Source organism: Microvirga medicaginis (assembly GCF_052658925.1).
In genome coordinates this window covers 1-16,438 of record NZ_JBQWEL010000006.1, presented here as the reverse complement: position 1 = coordinate 16,438, position 16,438 = coordinate 1, and the positions used below count along the sequence as shown (strand labels likewise).

General features: G+C 61.3%; 18 protein-coding genes and 1 tRNA gene. 11 read left to right on the top strand and 8 right to left on the bottom strand.

What is annotated here, in order from left to right; all coding sequences use genetic code 11:
• Positions 1–5 precede the first annotated feature (5 nt).
• The 6 genes from ACUXUR_RS09905 to ACUXUR_RS09880 all read right to left on the bottom strand — a co-directional run bounded on the left by ACUXUR_RS09905 (position 6) and on the right by ACUXUR_RS09880 (position 5,276).
• On the bottom strand, positions 6–1,094 hold the full coding sequence (locus ACUXUR_RS09905; protein WP_445502186.1) for a TRAP transporter substrate-binding protein: 1,089 nt from the start codon (positions 1,092–1,094) through the stop codon (positions 6–8).
• Between the two features lie 188 nt (positions 1,095–1,282).
• Positions 1,283–1,456, bottom strand: a complete 174-nt coding sequence (locus tag ACUXUR_RS09900) for a DUF1328 domain-containing protein (RefSeq protein WP_445502185.1) — start codon at positions 1,454–1,456, stop codon at positions 1,283–1,285.
• Between the two features lie 97 nt (positions 1,457–1,553).
• A complete protein-coding gene (locus ACUXUR_RS09895; RefSeq protein ID WP_445502184.1) occupies positions 1,554–2,645 on the bottom strand; it encodes an ATP-dependent DNA helicase in 1,092 nt (363 codons plus the stop codon).
• Positions 2,642–3,508, bottom strand: coding sequence for a DMT family transporter (locus ACUXUR_RS09890; RefSeq protein ID WP_445502183.1), 867 nt, complete (start codon positions 3,506–3,508; stop codon positions 2,642–2,644). The genes ACUXUR_RS09895 and ACUXUR_RS09890 overlap by 4 nt, the downstream gene beginning before the upstream one ends.
• Before the next feature lie 509 nt (positions 3,509–4,017).
• Positions 4,018–4,725, bottom strand: a complete 708-nt coding sequence (locus ACUXUR_RS09885; protein ID WP_445502182.1) for a hypothetical protein — start codon at positions 4,723–4,725, stop codon at positions 4,018–4,020.
• A 140-nt stretch (positions 4,726–4,865) separates the two neighbouring features.
• The gene (locus ACUXUR_RS09880; RefSeq protein WP_445502369.1) at positions 4,866–5,276 is read right to left on the bottom strand and encodes a PRC-barrel domain-containing protein; all 411 of its coding nucleotides are present in this window, start codon (positions 5,274–5,276) and stop codon (positions 4,866–4,868) included.
• 191 nt (positions 5,277–5,467) lie between these two features.
• On the opposite strand from ACUXUR_RS09880, the gene ACUXUR_RS09875 reads away from it, so the two are divergent.
• Both ACUXUR_RS09875 and mepA read left to right on the top strand, forming a co-directional pair.
• On the top strand, positions 5,468–6,658 hold the full coding sequence (locus ACUXUR_RS09875) for an SDR family oxidoreductase (protein ID WP_445502181.1): 1,191 nt from the start codon (positions 5,468–5,470) through the stop codon (positions 6,656–6,658).
• 107 nt (positions 6,659–6,765) lie between these two features.
• Entirely contained in the window at positions 6,766–7,677 is a 912-nt protein-coding gene (gene mepA, locus ACUXUR_RS09870; RefSeq protein WP_445502180.1) for a penicillin-insensitive murein endopeptidase, read from the top strand.
• Positions 7,678–7,716: 39 nt separating this feature from the next.
• Here mepA and msrA read toward each other — a convergent pair whose 3' ends face one another.
• Together msrA and ACUXUR_RS09860 are read right to left on the bottom strand one after the other, a co-directional pair.
• Entirely contained in the window at positions 7,717–8,376 is a 660-nt protein-coding gene (gene msrA, locus ACUXUR_RS09865) for a peptide-methionine (S)-S-oxide reductase MsrA (RefSeq protein ID WP_445502179.1), read from the bottom strand.
• A gap of 178 nt (positions 8,377–8,554) precedes the next feature.
• Positions 8,555–8,875: a PetM family of cytochrome b6f complex subunit 7 gene (locus tag ACUXUR_RS09860; RefSeq protein WP_445502178.1), complete on the bottom strand. Its 321-nt coding sequence runs from the start codon at positions 8,873–8,875 to the stop codon at positions 8,555–8,557.
• A gap of 202 nt (positions 8,876–9,077) precedes the next feature.
• Here ACUXUR_RS09860 and ACUXUR_RS09855 point away from each other — a divergent pair.
• From ACUXUR_RS09855 to ACUXUR_RS09815, 9 genes are all read left to right on the top strand, one after another.
• A tRNA-Ser gene (locus tag ACUXUR_RS09855) sits at positions 9,078–9,167 on the top strand.
• A 138-nt stretch (positions 9,168–9,305) separates the two neighbouring features.
• Entirely contained in the window at positions 9,306–10,499 is a 1,194-nt protein-coding gene (locus ACUXUR_RS09850; protein WP_445502177.1) for a tyrosine-type recombinase/integrase, read from the top strand.
• 118 nt (positions 10,500–10,617) lie between these two features.
• Positions 10,618–11,532, top strand: a complete 915-nt coding sequence (locus tag ACUXUR_RS09845; RefSeq protein WP_445502176.1) for a hypothetical protein — start codon at positions 10,618–10,620, stop codon at positions 11,530–11,532.
• A 105-nt stretch (positions 11,533–11,637) separates the two neighbouring features.
• On the top strand, positions 11,638–11,835 hold the full coding sequence (locus ACUXUR_RS09840) for a helix-turn-helix transcriptional regulator (RefSeq protein ID WP_445502175.1): 198 nt from the start codon (positions 11,638–11,640) through the stop codon (positions 11,833–11,835).
• Positions 11,832–12,698, top strand: a complete 867-nt coding sequence (locus ACUXUR_RS09835; RefSeq protein WP_445502174.1) for a DUF7146 domain-containing protein — start codon at positions 11,832–11,834, stop codon at positions 12,696–12,698. The genes ACUXUR_RS09840 and ACUXUR_RS09835 overlap by 4 nt, the downstream gene beginning before the upstream one ends.
• Positions 12,695–13,465 carry a DUF3987 domain-containing protein gene (locus ACUXUR_RS09830; RefSeq protein ID WP_445502173.1) on the top strand — a complete coding sequence of 257 codons (771 nt, stop codon included), beginning with the start codon at positions 12,695–12,697 and terminating at the stop codon, positions 13,463–13,465. The genes ACUXUR_RS09835 and ACUXUR_RS09830 overlap by 4 nt, the downstream gene beginning before the upstream one ends.
• Positions 13,408–14,205: a DUF3987 domain-containing protein gene (locus ACUXUR_RS09825; protein WP_445502172.1), complete on the top strand. Its 798-nt coding sequence runs from the start codon at positions 13,408–13,410 to the stop codon at positions 14,203–14,205. The genes ACUXUR_RS09830 and ACUXUR_RS09825 overlap by 58 nt, the downstream gene beginning before the upstream one ends.
• 626 nt (positions 14,206–14,831) lie before the next feature.
• Positions 14,832–15,593, top strand: a complete 762-nt coding sequence (locus ACUXUR_RS09820; protein WP_445502171.1) for a nucleotidyltransferase family protein — start codon at positions 14,832–14,834, stop codon at positions 15,591–15,593.
• The gene (locus tag ACUXUR_RS09815) at positions 15,590–16,312 is read left to right on the top strand and encodes a DUF6602 domain-containing protein (RefSeq protein ID WP_445502170.1); all 723 of its coding nucleotides are present in this window, start codon (positions 15,590–15,592) and stop codon (positions 16,310–16,312) included. Before ACUXUR_RS09820 ends, ACUXUR_RS09815 begins: the two co-directional genes overlap by 4 nt.
• Positions 16,313–16,438: the final 126 nt, after the last annotated feature.

Genomic DNA, 16,438 nt, shown 5'->3' with positions numbered 1-16,438 from the left:
TCCAGTCAGCCGCGAGCGCGGGCGCGGACCATGAAGGTGTCGTAGGCGTATTCGGCCACTTGGAACCAGAGATATTCCTCGCCCCGGAATGCCTTGTAGCTGTCGTAGATCTTCTTGAAGTCGGCATTCTTGGCCGAGATCTCGTCATAGATCTCGTTGGCGGCCTTGTAGGCGGCGTCCATGATCTCCTGCGAGAAGGGACGCAGCTGTGCGCCGTTGCCGATCAGGTTGCGCAGACCCGCCGGGTTCTTGGCATCATACTTGGCCTGCGTATCCACGTTCACATAGCCGGAGGCGGCCTGGATGGCCGCCTGATAGGATTTCGGCAGTTCGTTCCACTTCTGCAGATTGACGAAGAAGTGGATCGCCGGCCCACCTTCCCAGAAGCCCGGGTAATAATAATAAGGCGCGACCTTGTTGAGACCGAGCTTGTCGTCGTCGTAAGGAGCCACCCATTCGGCGGCATCGATGGTGCCGCGCTCGAGCGACGGATAGAGATCGCCGCCTGCGATCTGCTGCGGCACCACGCCGAGCTTCTGCATGATCTGACCTGCGAGGCCCGCGATGCGCATCTTCAGGCCCTGCAGATCCTGCACGGTCTTGATCTCTTTGCGGAACCAGCCACCCATCTGCGCGCCGGTGTTGCCGGCAGGCAACGCAAAGAGGTTGTGCTTGGCATAGAATTCGTTCAGCAGATCGTTGCCGCCGCCGTGATAGAGCCAGGCATTGGTCTGGCGCGAGTTCAGGCCGAACGGCAGGTTGGTGCCGATCGCGAAGGTCGGATCCTTGCCGACATAGTAATAGGAGCAGGTATGCCCCATCTCGACGGTGCCGCCGGCAATCGCATCGGCCGCCTGCGGCGCGCCGACGATCTCGCCCGGCGCGAAGGCCTGAATCTGGAACTTGCCGTCGGTGGCCTCCGACACGAGCTTCGCGAAGGTCTCACCGCCGCCGAAGAGCGTATCGAGAGATTTCGGGAAAGCGGAGGTCATGCGCCAGCGGATCTCGGGTTGCGACTGGGCGATGGCCGGTTTGGCGATGGCTCCCGCCGCCGCACCGAGGGTGGCGGCTTTGAGGAAAGCACGGCGTTTCATGGCGTCTCTTTCACGAATGAAGGTTTCAACGCGCCGCCGAGACAGATTGTTTCAACTTGGCGCCCCGAAACGTAAAAAAGGGAGACGCTTCTCATAAGGATCTCTACGCCGGAAGGCAGGGCCCCGGAAGCAAGGACCACATGCGCTGAGCGCATGCTTAACGCATCATATAGCCGCGTCCTCCCGGCCTACATCAGCAGTTCGCCCGCGCCCCAAGCGAGAAGAATGAGAAGAATGAAGCCGAGAAGGAAAAGAACGAACAGGATCTTGGCGATCGTCTTGGCGCCTGAAGCGACACCGGTGAATCCCAAGGCTCCTGCGACCAGCGACACCACGAGAAAAATCAGGGCCCATTTCAGCATCGTGCAAGCCTCGTCGAGAACGGTTCAGCTTGACGTATAAGCACGAGAGCTTGGCCCCGGTTCCTTGACGGGTTCGGCAGACCCTTCTGCCGGAGCCTCACATGACGACGGTCACCCTGTCGGCAGCGCGGGTCAGGCCGGTATAGAGCCAGCGGCTGCGGTGCTCGCGGAACGCATAGGATTCGTCGAAGAGCACGAGGTCGTCCCATTGCGAGCCCTGGGCTTTGTGCACGGTCAGCGCATAGCCATAGGTGAATTCGTCGGACTCGCGGCGCAGGACGAACGGCACCTCTTCCTCCGTGCCCTCGAAGAAGGCCTTATGGACTGCGACCTCGACGGATTTCCGGCGCACGTCATCGTCGGGAATGACGTCCATGCGGATGAAATCGTTGCGAATGCCGCGCAGTGCCTGGATGCTCCAGGTACCGCCATTGAGCAGCCCCTTGGTCTTGTCATTGCGCAGGCACACGAGCTTCTCGCCGGCGGCCGGCATCGGATCGCGATAGCCGTTCAGTTCGCGCAGGCGCGTGTTGTAGAGGCGTCGCGTCTTGTTGAGACCCACCAGCACCTGATCGGCCGCCATCACGGTGGCGGCGTCGATCTCGCGGCGACGGATGATGCGGCTCTCGCCGTAAGAGCCGGGCTCGAGCCTGCCGCCCTCACGCACCTGCATGGATAAGTGAACGATCGGGTTGTCCTTGGCCTGCCGGTGAACCTCGGTGAGCATCACGTCGGGCTCGGCCTCGGTGAAGAATCCTCCACCCTTCACCGGCGGCAATTGCGCCGGGTCGCCGAGAACGAGAACCGGCTTGCCGAAGGAGAGAAGATCGCGCCCCAATTCCTCGTCCACCATCGAGCATTCATCGATCACGATGAGATCGGACTTGGCGGCCTGACTCTGCCGATTGATGACGAATTGCGGGCCGTTCTCATCTCCCTCCCGCGAGCGATAGATCATGGAATGGATGGTGGACGCATCCGTGCAGCCCTTCGTTCTCAACACGAGCGCCGCCTTGCCCGTATAGGCTCCGAAGGCCACCTCGCCGTCGACACCTTCGGCGATGTGCCTGGCGAGCGTCGTCTTGCCGGTTCCTGCATATCCGAAGAGGCGGAAGACCGGACGGTCGCCACGCCGGAGCCAATCGGCCACGGCTTTCAAGGCGGCGTCTTGCTGCGGCGACCAGGTCATGACGATTTCGCCTCGCGGTTCAGGCTGTAGAGAAGGCCGCCGACGATGCAGCCGCTGCCGAGAAACACATAAGGATCGAGCGGCTCACCATAGAGCTGCCAGCCGACAAAGGCGATCAGCGGAATGCGCATGAAGTCGAGGGGCACGACCATGGTGGCATCGCCTCGGCGATAGGCGTTGGTCAGACAATAGTGCGAAAGCAGGCCGCCCGCGCAGATGCCGACAAGCGGCAGAATATGCACCGGCTGGATCGCGAGCCAGAAGGCCCGGCTGACGCCGGCGAGGTTCATGGGCAGCTGCAGCAGATTCATGAAGAAGAGGATCGAGAAGGTGCTCTCCGTTCGCGTCAGGCGCTTCGTCATGATGGCCACGAGAGCGAAGGCGAAGGCCACACCCAGCATCAGGAGGCTTGCTGGCTGCAGCGTTTCCACACCTGGGCGAAGGATGATGAGAACGCCCGCAAACCCAAGCAAGACAGCCACGAAACGGCCCCAGGTCATCCGCTCCTGAAGCAGCGGAATGGCGAGCAATGCCACCCATGCAGGCGTGGTGAATTCAAGCGCGAAGACGGTGGCGAGAGGCAGAAGCGTGAGGCTGAAAGCCCAGCCATCGGTGCCCGCGAAATGCAGCACGTTGCGGGCAAGATGAAGCGAGAAGCGCCGCGGCTTCAAGCCGGCTCGGAGCTTCGGCTTGAAGCCGGCAAGAGCAAGCAGGATCGCGACGCCCGCGGCATTGCGCATAGCCAGCATTTCAAAAACCGAGAAGCTCGGGGCGAGCGCACGAACCGCAACGGCGGTTGCGGAGAAGGCGAGGAGCGCGCCGCTCATCCAGGCGACGACGGCGAGGAGGTTGCGATGAGGCAAGATGGACCATGGAGAGTTGATTGATGCCCTTCGATACCTTGCCTCGTGCACCAGGTGAAGGGTCGAGCGGGAGGCAAGATTGCCGCGTGTCGCTCCACTATGAATCGAGAGGCACGGTTCAGAGTCATTCCTGTCCCTACGTCAGGATGCTCGTGAGGTGATTCTTGAGTCATTCGAAGCATCAAACTGCGTTTCGACGACCTTCGGGGCGCATTTTTTTGAGTGGACCGCGAAAAATTTTTCGGCTCCCGAAAAGCACGTCAAGAACACCTCTTCCACTTGCTCCATCCCTCTCGTGCAGAAGGGATTTTCGACGTGCTCGACAAGAAGCTCGAAGCAAAGACGGGGATGGGAAATATGCCGCTAAGTAGCTGATCTTAAACGGATTTCAAGTATCCCTCAAAACTAATCTGATAGATCAGAAGTGATGTTGAAGAGTCCGAAGAAGAGACTCTGCGAGTCATATCTCGCGCCTTCTATCGCGCTCTGAAAGCGCAAGTTCAGGCAGCTCATCCTGGCAAAGTATCCACAGAAAAAGTGCAAGTTCTACTTTCTACACTTTCCGTTAATCGGAACCCGCTTGGTATAACGACGTTGCCTTGCAAGCGTGACGGTTGCACGCGAAGGCCCTTGAAGGAGGCGGCTATGCCGACAGACAACAAGAACCCGCTGACAGCATTGTTCACGGGTGACACCGGTGCGACCAGCACCAAAAAAAGCGGAGCCAGGAAGAGCTCCAGGACCAGCGCCAAGAAGGCTGGCACTTCCTCTGCTCGCAAGAGCACGAAGAAGGCCGGCACGAAGGCCGCTGCAAAGAAGACTGCTGCCAAGAAGACCACGGCGAAGAAGGCCGTGAAGTCCTCGGCGAAGTCCTCTGCCAGGAAGACGACGGCGAAGAAGACTGCCGCCAAGAAGACTTCGGCCAGGTCGGCCGCAAAGTCCTCGGCGAAGTCCTCCGCCAAGAAGACTGCAGCTAAGAAGACCACCGCGAGGAAGACTTCCGCCAAGTCGGCTGCGAAGTCCTCGGCTCGCAAGTCTTCCGCTCGCTCGACGGCCCGCAAGTCCCCGGCCCGCAGCTCCAGCCGCACCGCGGTGAAGGCTACGGCCCGTAAGACGGCTGCCAAGCGGACGACCAAGCGCGCTGCTGCCGCGTCCAGCCGCACTTCCGCGACGAAGAAGTCCGGCAAGGTCGCCAAGCGTTCGTCGGGCGCTCGCAAGAGCCCCTCGAAGTCGAAGCGCTAAGCCAAGCATGCCTCATGCGCCAGGAGAGGGCCTAGCCCTGTCGGCCGGTATATGAGGCATAAAAAATCGCCCGGTGAAAGCCGGGCGATTTTCTTTTGAGAGGCCGATATCTGCTTTAGCGGCCAGTGCTCATCGGGTCGCTCTCGCCCCAATAGGGGGTGGCATTGTAGTAGCGGTGGACGTGTTCTTCCCATTCGCGATCATAAGAGGCGTCATGCCCCTCGGCCGTGCGACGGGGCGCCCCGCGCAGCTGGTCTTCCGAAAGATTCAGTTCGTAGGCGTCAAGTTCTGTATTGTACTTCAGGACGCTCCAGGGAAGCGTGTAGTATTCCTCGCCCAGCCCCATGAAGCCGCCGAAGCTCATGACCGCATAGGCGACCTTGCCGGACCGCTTCTCGATCATGACACGCTCGATCGTTCCGATCTTCTCACCATCCGTGCGGCGAACCGGAGTCCCTTCTACTTTGTCGCTGGCAATCAGGTTGTGGGTTTCACGGACATCGCTGCTTTGTACCGTCGTCTCCATCATCTCGCTCCCTTCATCTGCAAGGTCTAAGGCAACGCTCGGGTCAAGAAGCCGTTCCGGTTGTTGAGCCCGCACTTCCTAGGCATTCCAAGGTTTTGCGGCCGCTCTCGCATCAAGCGCTGCCATAGGAACCCCGCGATTACCCTCACGTTGACCCTCGACTTCCCCCCAGAACAATGAAGGAGATCGCCATGCCCGTTCGCCAGAAGCCGGTCGAGGAGCAAGTGGTCGTCATCACGGGAGCTTCCAGCGGCATCGGCCTCGCGACAGCGCATCTGTTTGCTTCGCGCGGAGCCAAGGGCCTTGTTCTGGCCGCCCGGAACGAAGAGGCTCTGCGCAAGGTCGCGGACGAACTCAGCCGGGGCGGCACCCGCGCCATTGCAGTGCCGGCGGACGTGAGCAGGCGTGAGGATCTGGAGCGGATCGCCAAAACCGCCATAGACACCTTCGGCGGCTTCGACACCTGGGTCAACGATGCTGCGGTTGCCCTCTACGGACCGCTCGACAAGATCCCGATCGAGGATCAGCGGCAGCTCTTCGAGGTGAATTACTGGGGCGTGGTCAACGGCTCGATGATCGCGGCCGAACATCTGCGCAACCGCGGCGGTACCATCATCAATGTCGGCAGCGTGCTGTCAGAACGCACCATGATTCTGCAGACTCAATACTCGGCTTCCAAACATGCGGTGAAGGCCTTCACCGATGGTTTGCGCATGGAGCTGGAGGAGCAGGGCGCGCCGATTGCGATCACCCTCATCAAGCCCTCCTCCATCGATACGCCTTATGTCGAGCATGCCCGCAACTATCTCGACAAGGAGGCCGCCGTTCCGCCACCGACCTATGATCCGCATCTGGTGGCCAAGGCGATCGTCTTCGCCGCCGAGCACCATCGACGCGAGCTCACCATTGGCTTCGGCGGATGGGTCATCGGCGCCATGGGCAAGGTCGCCCCGCGCATGGTGGACAAGGCGATGGAGTGGACGGGCTACAGCTCTCAGACGACCAACCAGTCCGAGCGACGGCAGATGCGCGACAACCTTTATCGCGCGCGCGAGGATGGCGACCTTTATCGCGCGCGCGAGGATGGCGACATGTATTCGTCGTTGCCCGGCGAGCCGCGCAAGACGAGCCTGCTTCTCGAGGCGCAGCTCCATCCCTTCGCGACGGCAGCCGTTCTGGCCGGCATCGGCGCTGCGGTCGCAAGCCTGCTCTTGGCACCCTTCACCACCACCGGACGCCGCCCGAGCCACGCGAAGCGCCCGACGCCGCGCTACCAGCCCACCATGCGCCGCACCGGCAATGGCCATGACAAGCGCACCATGGGTCCCGGTCATATCAGCCAACGCGGCGCGAGCGAAGGCCGTCCGCAGCCGCGGCATTGATCGACAGGGAAGGGGCCGGACCTTGTGAGGTCCGGCCCATCTTCAAGCGACACAATGACAGCATGCGGGTCGTTCCAGAGTTCGCGCGCACGCGCTAGCCTTGCTGCATGAATCCGATTCGCTCCCTTGCCCTTATCACCGCGCTCGTCATCGGCGGCTCCGCTGCTGCCCAGGACAAGGGCACGGTCGACCCGAAGCCGCTGCCGCCCCTGGCCAATCCCGACGATCCCTCCCTTGCCGCGAAGGAACTGTTCGGCCGACGCACGGCTCCTGCATCGCTTCAAGCGCGCTCCATCGGCAGCTATGCCCGCGGCTGCATGGCCGGAGCGGCTGCAATCCCTGTTGACGGGGAGACTTGGCAGGTCATGCGGCTGTCCCGCAACCGCAACTGGGGACATCCCCAGCTGATCGCCCTGCTGCAGCGCCTCTCCGCGCGCGTACCCAGCATCAATGGATGGCCAGGCCTTCTCATCGGCGACATCTCGCAGCCGCGCGGTGGCCCCATGATCACGGGGCACGCCTCCCATCAGATCGGCCTTGATGCGGATGTGTGGCTCACTCCCATGCCCGATCGCCGCCTGTCACGGCTCGAGCGCGAGGAGATGTCCGCGACCAATATGGTGCGCAGCGATTGGCTCGATGTCGATCCCGCTGTCTGGACGCCGCAGCATACGGCTCTCATCCGTGCCGCCGCGTCCGAGAAAAGCGTCGCGCGCATTTTCGTGAACCCGGCGATCAAGAAGGCGCTCTGCCGGGAAGCCGGGCAGGATCGCGGCTGGCTGAGCAAGGTACGGCCGATGTTCGGCCATAACTATCATTTTCACATCCGCATCGCCTGTCCTGCGGGGGACGCCACCTGCTCCGATCAGGATCCGCCGCCGCGCGGCGATGGATGCGGCGAGGAGCTCGCGCGCTGGTTCACGCCGGAAATGCTCCATCCGAAGCCCGGCAAGCCGCGCCCGCCCCTCACCATGGCGCAGCTGCCTGAGGAATGCCGGCGGGTTCTCGTTTCACCGTGAGAATGCAGGCGCAGACAGTGCTCTCTGTCTGCGTTTTCTTTACTCAGCCGCGATACCGGTGCCGATCTGGCAGGACACACCCGTGCCGCCAAGGCCGCAATAGCCGTTCGGATTCTTGGCGAGGTATTGCTGGTGGTAATCCTCGGCAAAGTAGAACGGACCGGCGTCCAGGATCTCCGTCGTAATGGCGCCATAGCCGCGCTCCGCGAGCGCCTGAGCGTAGGCTGCCTTCGACGCTTCCGCCGCTTTGCGCTGAGCCTCGTTGAACACGTAAATCCCTGAGCGGTACTGTGTGCCCACGTCGTTGCCTTGGCGCATGCCTTGGGTGGGATCGTGGTTCTCCCAGAAGGTCTTCAGCAACGCTTCATAGGACGTCACCTTCGGGTCGAAGACGACAAGCACGACTTCGTTGTGCCCGGTCATGCCTGAGCACACTTCCTCATAAGTCGGGTTGGGCGTCATGCCGGCGGAATAACCCGCGGCCGTCACCCAGATGCCGTCGCCCATCTGCCAGAACTTGCGCTCGGCTCCCCAGAAGCAGCCAAGCCCGAACAGAGCTTTCTCCATGCCTTCCGGATAAGGCGGCTGGAGGGAACGACCATTGACGAAGTGACGCTCGGCCGTCGGAAGCGGAGCCGCACGGCCAGGCAAAGCTTGATCCGGAGTGGGAAGGGTCAGGGGTTTGCGGAAGCTGAACATGAAGGCCTCTCTGGTGACTGGCCTTATGTAGGCACTCCATGCCGCCGAAAGGAGGGGTTTGAGCCCTCACCTTGCCGTGAAGGGCTTTGCCATTCCATCATCACGGAAATGGCCCTCCTCGTTGCTTGGGCGAGTCTTTAGACGGAGAACCGGATCTATCTATCTCGCTCGAAACGCTCTAGCGCCCTGCGAGGTAGCCGATGGGCTCGAGCGGCTTCTGTCCGACCCAGAGGAGCAGCGCGCCGACCAGGAAGCCGGTGAGAGAGGCTGGAAGCTGGAGGAAATGACTGACGAAGGGATCCCATAGCCAAGGATAGGTACGCGCCGCGATCTGCCCCTCGAAACCCGTCGCGCCGCCCGGGAACAAGGTGCCGGCCGCGCTCGAGAGCGAAACGAACGAGATGTCATGATTGACGATCGAACGCGTCCCATCGATCACAAGACCGATGAAGCCGGCCGCAACCAGCAGAAGTCCCAAACTACGCGCCAGGAATTTCAAGGGAAGACACCTCTCCGAACAGAGAGGAATTATCTAGAGCGTTTTGAGGCTGCCGCAAAGTCACCTCCCCCAAACTTTCTGAAGATCGGTCTTGCCTTTTGCACCGTTTTGGAGCTACAGGAGCGCTCCGCGTTGATGCGGGGAATCTGATCTCGTTCGCCCAGATGCGAACAGAGTTGCGAAAGCCAAAGGGTTCCGTGCTGGAGGGGTGGCCGAGTGGTTGAAGGCGCACGCCTGGAAAGTGTGTATACGGGAAACCGTATCGCGGGTTCGAATCCCGCTCCCTCCGCCATCCTCGTGTCCAAGACCGTCTAGCCCCGTCCAGAAATACCATCCTAAGCAATGGCTTGAGCCTCAGAGCCTGTCCATGCGCATCTATTGCAATCCAGCCCAATCTGGTTAAAATTGTGGGGTTAGATGTGGGTGCACCATGCCCAAGAGATCAGGCAAGCATCCCGAGAAGGCGCTCTCGGCCGTGCAGGTTCGATCCCTGCGCGAGCCAGGCCGGTATGCCGACGGGAATGGTCTCTACCTTGAGGTTGATGTCTCCGGGGCAAAGCGCTGGACCCTGCGGACGGTGGTCCGGGGCCGGCGGCGTGACATAGGTCTCGGCAGCGCCAGTCTCATCTCCTTGGCTGAAGCTCGCGAGACGGCACTCGCCCTGCGCAAGATCGCTCGCCAGGGCGGAGATCCGGTGGCGGAGCGGCGCACTAGCACTCGTATCGTTCCGACCTTTGCTGATGCGGCGGAGCGGGTTCATGCTGAGCACAGAAGCTCCTGGCGAAACGCTAAGCATGCCCAGCAGTGGATCAATACCCTGCGCCAGTATGCTAATCCTGTTTTGGGCGAGCTGGCGGTGGATCAGATCGATACGCCCAAGATCCTGAAAGTTCTGGCGCCGATCTGGCTGACCCGGCCAGAAACCGCCCGCCGGGTCCGCCAAAGGATTGGCACCGTGCTCGATTGGGCCAAGGCGGCCGGGTTCCGGTCAGGCGACAATCCAGTGGAGGGCGTCACGAAGGGACTGCCGAAGCAATCCGACGAACCCGACCACCACGCCGCCCTGCCCTACGTGGACGTGCCGCAGTTCATCGAGAAACTGCATGCCTCAAACAGTGCCGAGATCGTGCGGCTCGCCTTCGAGTTCCTGATCCTGACCGCCACACGCACCAATGAGGTGCTCGGCGCCACGTGGGGCGAGATCGATCTGTCACAGCAGCTTTGGACGATTCCGGCCAAGCGTATAAAGGGAGGACGAGAACATCGTGTGCCCCTGGCTCCGCGATGCCTTGAGATCATTGACAGGGCGAAGGAGCTTGGATGCGGGAGCGATTACCTGTTTCCGAGCCGCTCTCCTGCCCGGCCGCTCTCAAACATGGCCCTCCTGATGGCGCTGCGCCGCATGCACGTTCAAGTGACGGCCCACGGGTTTCGCTCAGCGTTCCGGGATTGGGCCGCGGAACAGACGAGCCATCCTCATGATGTCTGCGAGATGGCGCTGGCTCATTCCATTCCGAACCGCGTCGAAGCGGCCTACCGCAGAGGCGACCTGCTGGAGAAACGGCGCGAGCTGATGGATGAGTGGTACCGCTTTGTGACTGCAGTGTCATCTGCGGCAGCGTAGAGGTTCATCAGGCGGCGCTTCTCCCAGAGAAGCAGCTCGGACGCACCGAAGCTGGCGGCTTGCGTTCGCCGTCGCCGGATCACACTCTTGCTGTGATTCCAAAGCGATGGAGATCCTCATGTCGGATAAGTCCCGCGAGGAGATGATCCGCTTTCTCCGAGATCGGATGGTTTACCTTAAGAAGCTCGAACAGGAGTTGAACCGCTCTCCTGAACATCTTGCCGGGCCTTCTGATGATCCCCAGCAGCGCTTACGGGAAAATGAGGCGTGGATAACCTCTCTCTACGACATGCCCGATGCAAGGCTCAAGGAGATGTATGAGGATGAGGTGAGGGACAGCAAAGGGTTCCTCGACCACTCGGTGTTCGCCGCGGGCGTTTTTGAGCCAAGGGTGGCAATGGCCGACTTTAATCGCTGGGGCAAACGTCCCTCTTGGTCGTCCGATGAGGCCGTTGCACTAACTCTGGGCAAGGATCCCGATTTGGTGAACTGGGAACGTGTGCAGAACTATGTCGGCTACCATGCCTTTGCCGACGAGTATGCTGAGCTTCGAGAGCGCATCAGGCGAGCGGAGGCTGTGGCAGAATTGGTATTTCCAGTTGTGCCAGAACAGTTTGTCATGTGGCTGGAGCGCAATGGCATTCGCTGTCCAGAGGCGCTTGGAGTAGCGTCGACTGCGCTGTCTGGCCACGCCGGCAGCAAGGAAGATCCGAACGGAGATTTGGCGGCTCAGCGAAGCCGATTGCAGGAGGAGAACGACACTCTTCGGCAGAGAATCTCAGAGCTGGAGTTACAGTTGCAGGAAAACCCTCCGGGTTGGATGAATACACGCACGAGCTTGCTGCGCTTGGTGATAGCAATGGCAATCAAGGGCTACGCGTGGGACCCAAAGAAGGCGCGGACGACGACGGTAAGGGAGATCAAGTCTGACCTCAACGAATTGGGCCTTGACCTCGACGAGGGTACCATTCTGGGCTGCCTGAGGACTGCCGCCAGCGAGGTACTATCCGATTCTGACTCGCCTTCCCTGTAATGTTTGTAGCCTAAACCGAATTCGGCTTGGGCTAAACCGAATTCGGCCACAGCACTCGCTGGATCGTCGAAGATCGCCCTGTCGCTCATTAGACAGAGGTGATCCATGCCGCATCCCACAAGTCTTCCTGAGACCGGCTTCGTCCGGCTTGCGTCCGTTCTCGCTCTTATCCCGATTGGGCGCGCAACTTGGTGGGCGGGCGTGCGCTCGGGCCGCTTCCCGCAACCCGTAAAGCTCGGCCCGAACATCACCGCCTGGCGCGTGGAAGACATCCGCGCCCTGATCAAGGAGGGTGTGCAATGAGAGCCGAGATCATTGCTCGTGCTCTCGATGGGCAGCGGTGCGGCGCGGGCTGGACTGCCCGCTGCCCGGCTCATGACGATTATAACCCGAGCCTTTCGCTGCGCGACAGCCGTGACGGCAAGCTGCTGGTTCACTGTCATGCCGGCTGTCCGCAGGCGACCGTGCTAAGCGCCCTTCGCGCCATGGGCCTTTCGAACGGCTTCGACTCGGACGCTGTCGCTGCTGAACCCGCCCGGGCCTCCAAACAGAGCCTTAATGACGCGACAGCTACGGATCGGGCATGGCGCTTGTGGTTCGCGAGCGAGCCAGCGGCGGGCACGTTGGTGGACGTGTACCTGAAGAGCCGTGGCCTCACGGGACCTGTTCCGCCCACCCTGCGCTTCCTGCTCTCCTGCTGGCATGCGCCGTCCCGAACCAAGCTTCCGGCCATGATCGCTGCCGTGCGTGGCCCAAGCCAGAACATCGTCGCGATCCATCGCACCTACCTGTGCTCGGACGGTATCGGCAAGGCGCCTGTGTCTCCTGTCAAGATGAGCCTCGGTCCGGTCTGTGGCGGAGCCGTCCACTTGTCTCCCTGCGGCGAGCACCTGGCCGTGGCGGAGGGGATTGAGACGGCGCTGTCGGTCCAGCTCGCCACGGGCATTCCGGCTTGGTCAGCTCTGAGCGCCAATGGCATCCGCGCGCTTCGCCTGCCGCCGCTTCCATTGGCCACCGTGGTGACGATTGCGGCGGATCCTGATCCTGTTGGCATGAATGCCGCGTGTGATGCGGCGGAGCGATGGCTCGCCGAAGGACGGAAGGTGCGGATCGCTGCTCCGCCTCTCGGACACGACTTCAACGATCTTTTGAGGGCCCAGTCATGACGAGCCATCACGCCAAAGCCGTGTTCGATGCTGCCGTGACGGTTTTGCCCGAATCCCCGTTGCCGCTGCAGCGCGAGTTGCCGCCAGCGGAGCCGTTCCCGGCGGATGCCCTCGGCTCCTTGCTCGGCAATGCAGCCAAGGCAATCCAGGTCAAAACCCAGGCGCCCCTCGCCATCTGCGCCCAGTCGGTGCTCGGTGCCGCCACCCTGGCCGTGCAAGGTCATGCGGACGTGCGGCTTCCGATGGGGCAGACCCGGCCCATCTCGTGCTACTTCATCACTATTGGCGCTTCCGGTGAGCGCAAGAGCACCGCCGACAATGAGGCCTTGCGGCCGATCCGACGCCATGAGGAGATCCTGCGTCAGCAATATGAGGCTGAGCTCCCGGGCTATCTCAATGCCCGAGACGCCTGGGCCAAGCAGCGCGATCAGGTGCTCAACAACAAGAAGCACTATCCTGATGTCCAGACGAAGGAAGTCGCGCTCAAGCTCCTGGGGCCGATGCCCATGGCACCGCTAAATCCGATGCTGATCTGCACGGAACCGACCTTTGAGGGCATCGAGCGTCTGTTGCCTCTCGGACAGCCGAGCCTTGGGGTTTTCTCTGCTGAGGGCGGCCAGTTTGTTGGTGGTCATGGCTGCGGGAGGAGACGAAGCCCCGCACGGCAACGTCCCTGTCGAGCATGTGGGACGGACAGCCGATCCGGCGCGTGCGGGCCGGCGACGGCGCCATCGTTCTGCCGGGCCGCCGCCTGGCCCTGCACCTGATGGTCCAGCCGGATGTTGCGACAATTCTGCTGTCTGACCGGCTGTTGGCTGATCAGGGTCTCCTGTCCCGGCTGCTGGTTACAGCTCCGCCGACGGCGGCGGGCACGCGCTTCTGGCGCGAGACCGCCGAGTCTGATCCTGCCATTGACGCGTTCGACGAGCGGCTGATTACGATCCTTGCAATGCCACTGCCGCTTGCGCAGGGTACTCTCAACGAACTGAGCCCGCCTGCCTTGGAGTTCTCGAGTCCGGCTCGGAGCCGCTGGATTCGGTTCTCCGACGAGGTGGAAAGTGAGGTTGGGCCTGGAGGAAGACTGGAGCCGATCCGGGGGCTGGCCAGCAAACTGGCCGAGCATGCCGCCCGCCTCGCGGGCATTCTGTCGCTCGTGCGCGACGTGACGGGTCGGGAGATTTCCAGCGAGGCTCTGGAGGCCGGCATCGCACTGGCGCAGCATTACGCTCAGGAGGCGCTCCGTCTCGAAGGGGCTTCAGCCATACGGCCTGAGATCTCCCGCGCAAAGCAACTCTTGACCTGGCTCCATGAGCAATGGAGCGAGCCGCTGGTGTCGCTGCCCGACGTCTATCAGTGGGGGCCGAGCACGCTTCGGGACAAGAAATCGGCGCTGGAGGCCATCACCATCCTGGAGGGGCATCACTGGCTTGTGCGGCATGAGGGGGCAGCGGTCGTCAAGAATGCCCGCCGCCGGGATGTCTGGCGGATTATTCGTCGTCCGACCTGACCAAAAATGATCTGCCCGAAGCCCCGGCTATCGGCTAAACTGCTAAAATTGCTAAAGCTCATTGCGAAGTTCGGCGCCTTAGCAGGATTAGCAGTTTAGCGCCGTGCAGGCTTGGTGGTCCGCAATCTGTGGCAGCCTCGGTTGTATCTCAGGACGCTGACGGCTGGGAAGCGTTTGAATTTTTGGTTATTTGAATTTTCGGCCTTTTAGCTGGCCTTCCTCGCTGCTTGGCTGACGTCTCGGGGTAATCGGCCGAGTCGATGCTGCCCAGCGCTGTCGACGCTTATCTCAATCACCATATCCACCCTTTGAAAAAGGGCCTTTTGGGAGTCGCAAAAGTAGGCGGGTTTCGCAACAGCCCGGCCTACTTCCACAAAAAAATCGACCGCGGGCTCTCTTTTACAAGATCATGGAGCATGAGTGCGAGCGCTAGGGTCAGAATTCCGTCGGTATTGGACGTACTCGTCCTCAGGTCTTGACGCTGAGAAGTCATAGCTGTGCCCGTCCTCGCCATACGCCCGTGGCTTCCCCCAACCCGTAAGCGAAAGAGTGAGGGGCAATCGTGTCAGCTTGCGTGACAGCCAGAGTGCTTTAACCTAGATGGTGATCTCCTGTCTCTGCCCTCAATGACCTCTCCTGACAATTATCTCCGCTCGATCTTAGCCCGCGAGGCAATCGCCACAGGGCTCTACACGCCAGCGAACATCTTTCGGGCCGAGTTGCTCCCCGTCCTGAGGGAATGGGCCGGCATCTACCTCGTTGATGCGATGCCGAGCGGTTCCTTCGCCAAGGGCACGGCGAACCGCTCGGGGACCGACATCGACATCTTCATCTCGCTCCATCACGAGACGCCGGGCACGCTACGAGAGCTCTACAATAACTTCTTCGTCTTCCTGCACCGAAAGGGGTTCAAGCCGCGCCGTCAGAACGTATCTCTCGGAATTACCGTCGGCGGCTTCGACGTCGACCTCGTCCCAGCCCGGCGTTGGGCCCAAGTCTCCGAGGACCACAGCCTCTATCGCCGCAAGGCCGACACTTGGATCAAGACCAATGTTGCCCGGCACATCGCCATCGTATCGGGCTCCGGCTGCCAGGACGAGATCAGGCTCCTCAAGCTCTGGCGCGATCAGCGCAAGCTCGATTTCCCGTCGCTCTATCTCGAGCTGACGGTCATTGAAGCACTGGGAAGCGTCTACGACAACACATTGTGCCAGAACATCGTCACGTGCTTGACCTATCTGAGCGAACAGTTCGCGAATGCCCGTGTGCTTGACCCGTCTAACACAAATAACGTTCTCTCGGACGAGATCAGCATGACCGACAAGGCGAGGGTCCAGATCACGGCGAGGCGATCTCTTGCGGGCGCATGGGAGGATTTAGTGCGATGAACGAGTGGAACCTCTCCAATCTCCTGACCGGCCTTCACAATGACATTCAGCGCAAGCTCGATCACGCGCGGTCTCTGCTCGGCCATCCCGTCTCCAAGGGTGACGCCTCCGAGAACGTTTGGCTTGAACTGCTGTCCACCTACCTGCCCAAGCGCTACAGCGTCGCGAAGGCAACGGTCGCCGACAGCCTCGGAGCGTTCAGCCAACAGATTGATGTTGTGATTTTTGACCGGCAGTACAGTCCGTTCATCCTCACGATGCACGGCCAGAACGTCATTCCGGCCGAGAGCGTCTATGCCGTCTTTGAGGCCAAGCAGGTGATCGACGCCAGGAACGTCGCTTACGCGCAGGAGAAGGCCGCAAGCGTCCGCAGGCTCCACCGCACCAGCCTGCCTGTCCCTCACGTGAGCGGCGTGGCCACGCCGAAGGAACCTCCGCGCATTCTCGCCGGACTGCTCACGTTCGAGAGCACCTGGAAGGATCCCTTCGGTCCATCGCTCTCTCAGGCGCTCGATTCTGGCGATGTCGACGGGGCATTCGACCTCGGATGCGTGGCTGCTCATGGCCATTTCAGCCGCTGCGATGACGGCTCTTACGCCTTCACACCGGAGGGTAAACCGGCAACAGCCTTCCTGTTCGAATTGATCGCGCGCCTCCAGGCGAGCGCCACCGTTCCGATGATTGACATGCGCGCCTACGCAAAGTGGCTGACAGACTGAGGAGGCAATGTCGAGCAAAGCTGCTCACGGTCAGGATCCTGATCAACATGATCCTTGTGTGCCCGATTTCTCGTGCAATGTCTGCTTAAGCCGTTTCAGCGGACCAAAGCCTTACTTCAGCTTCGT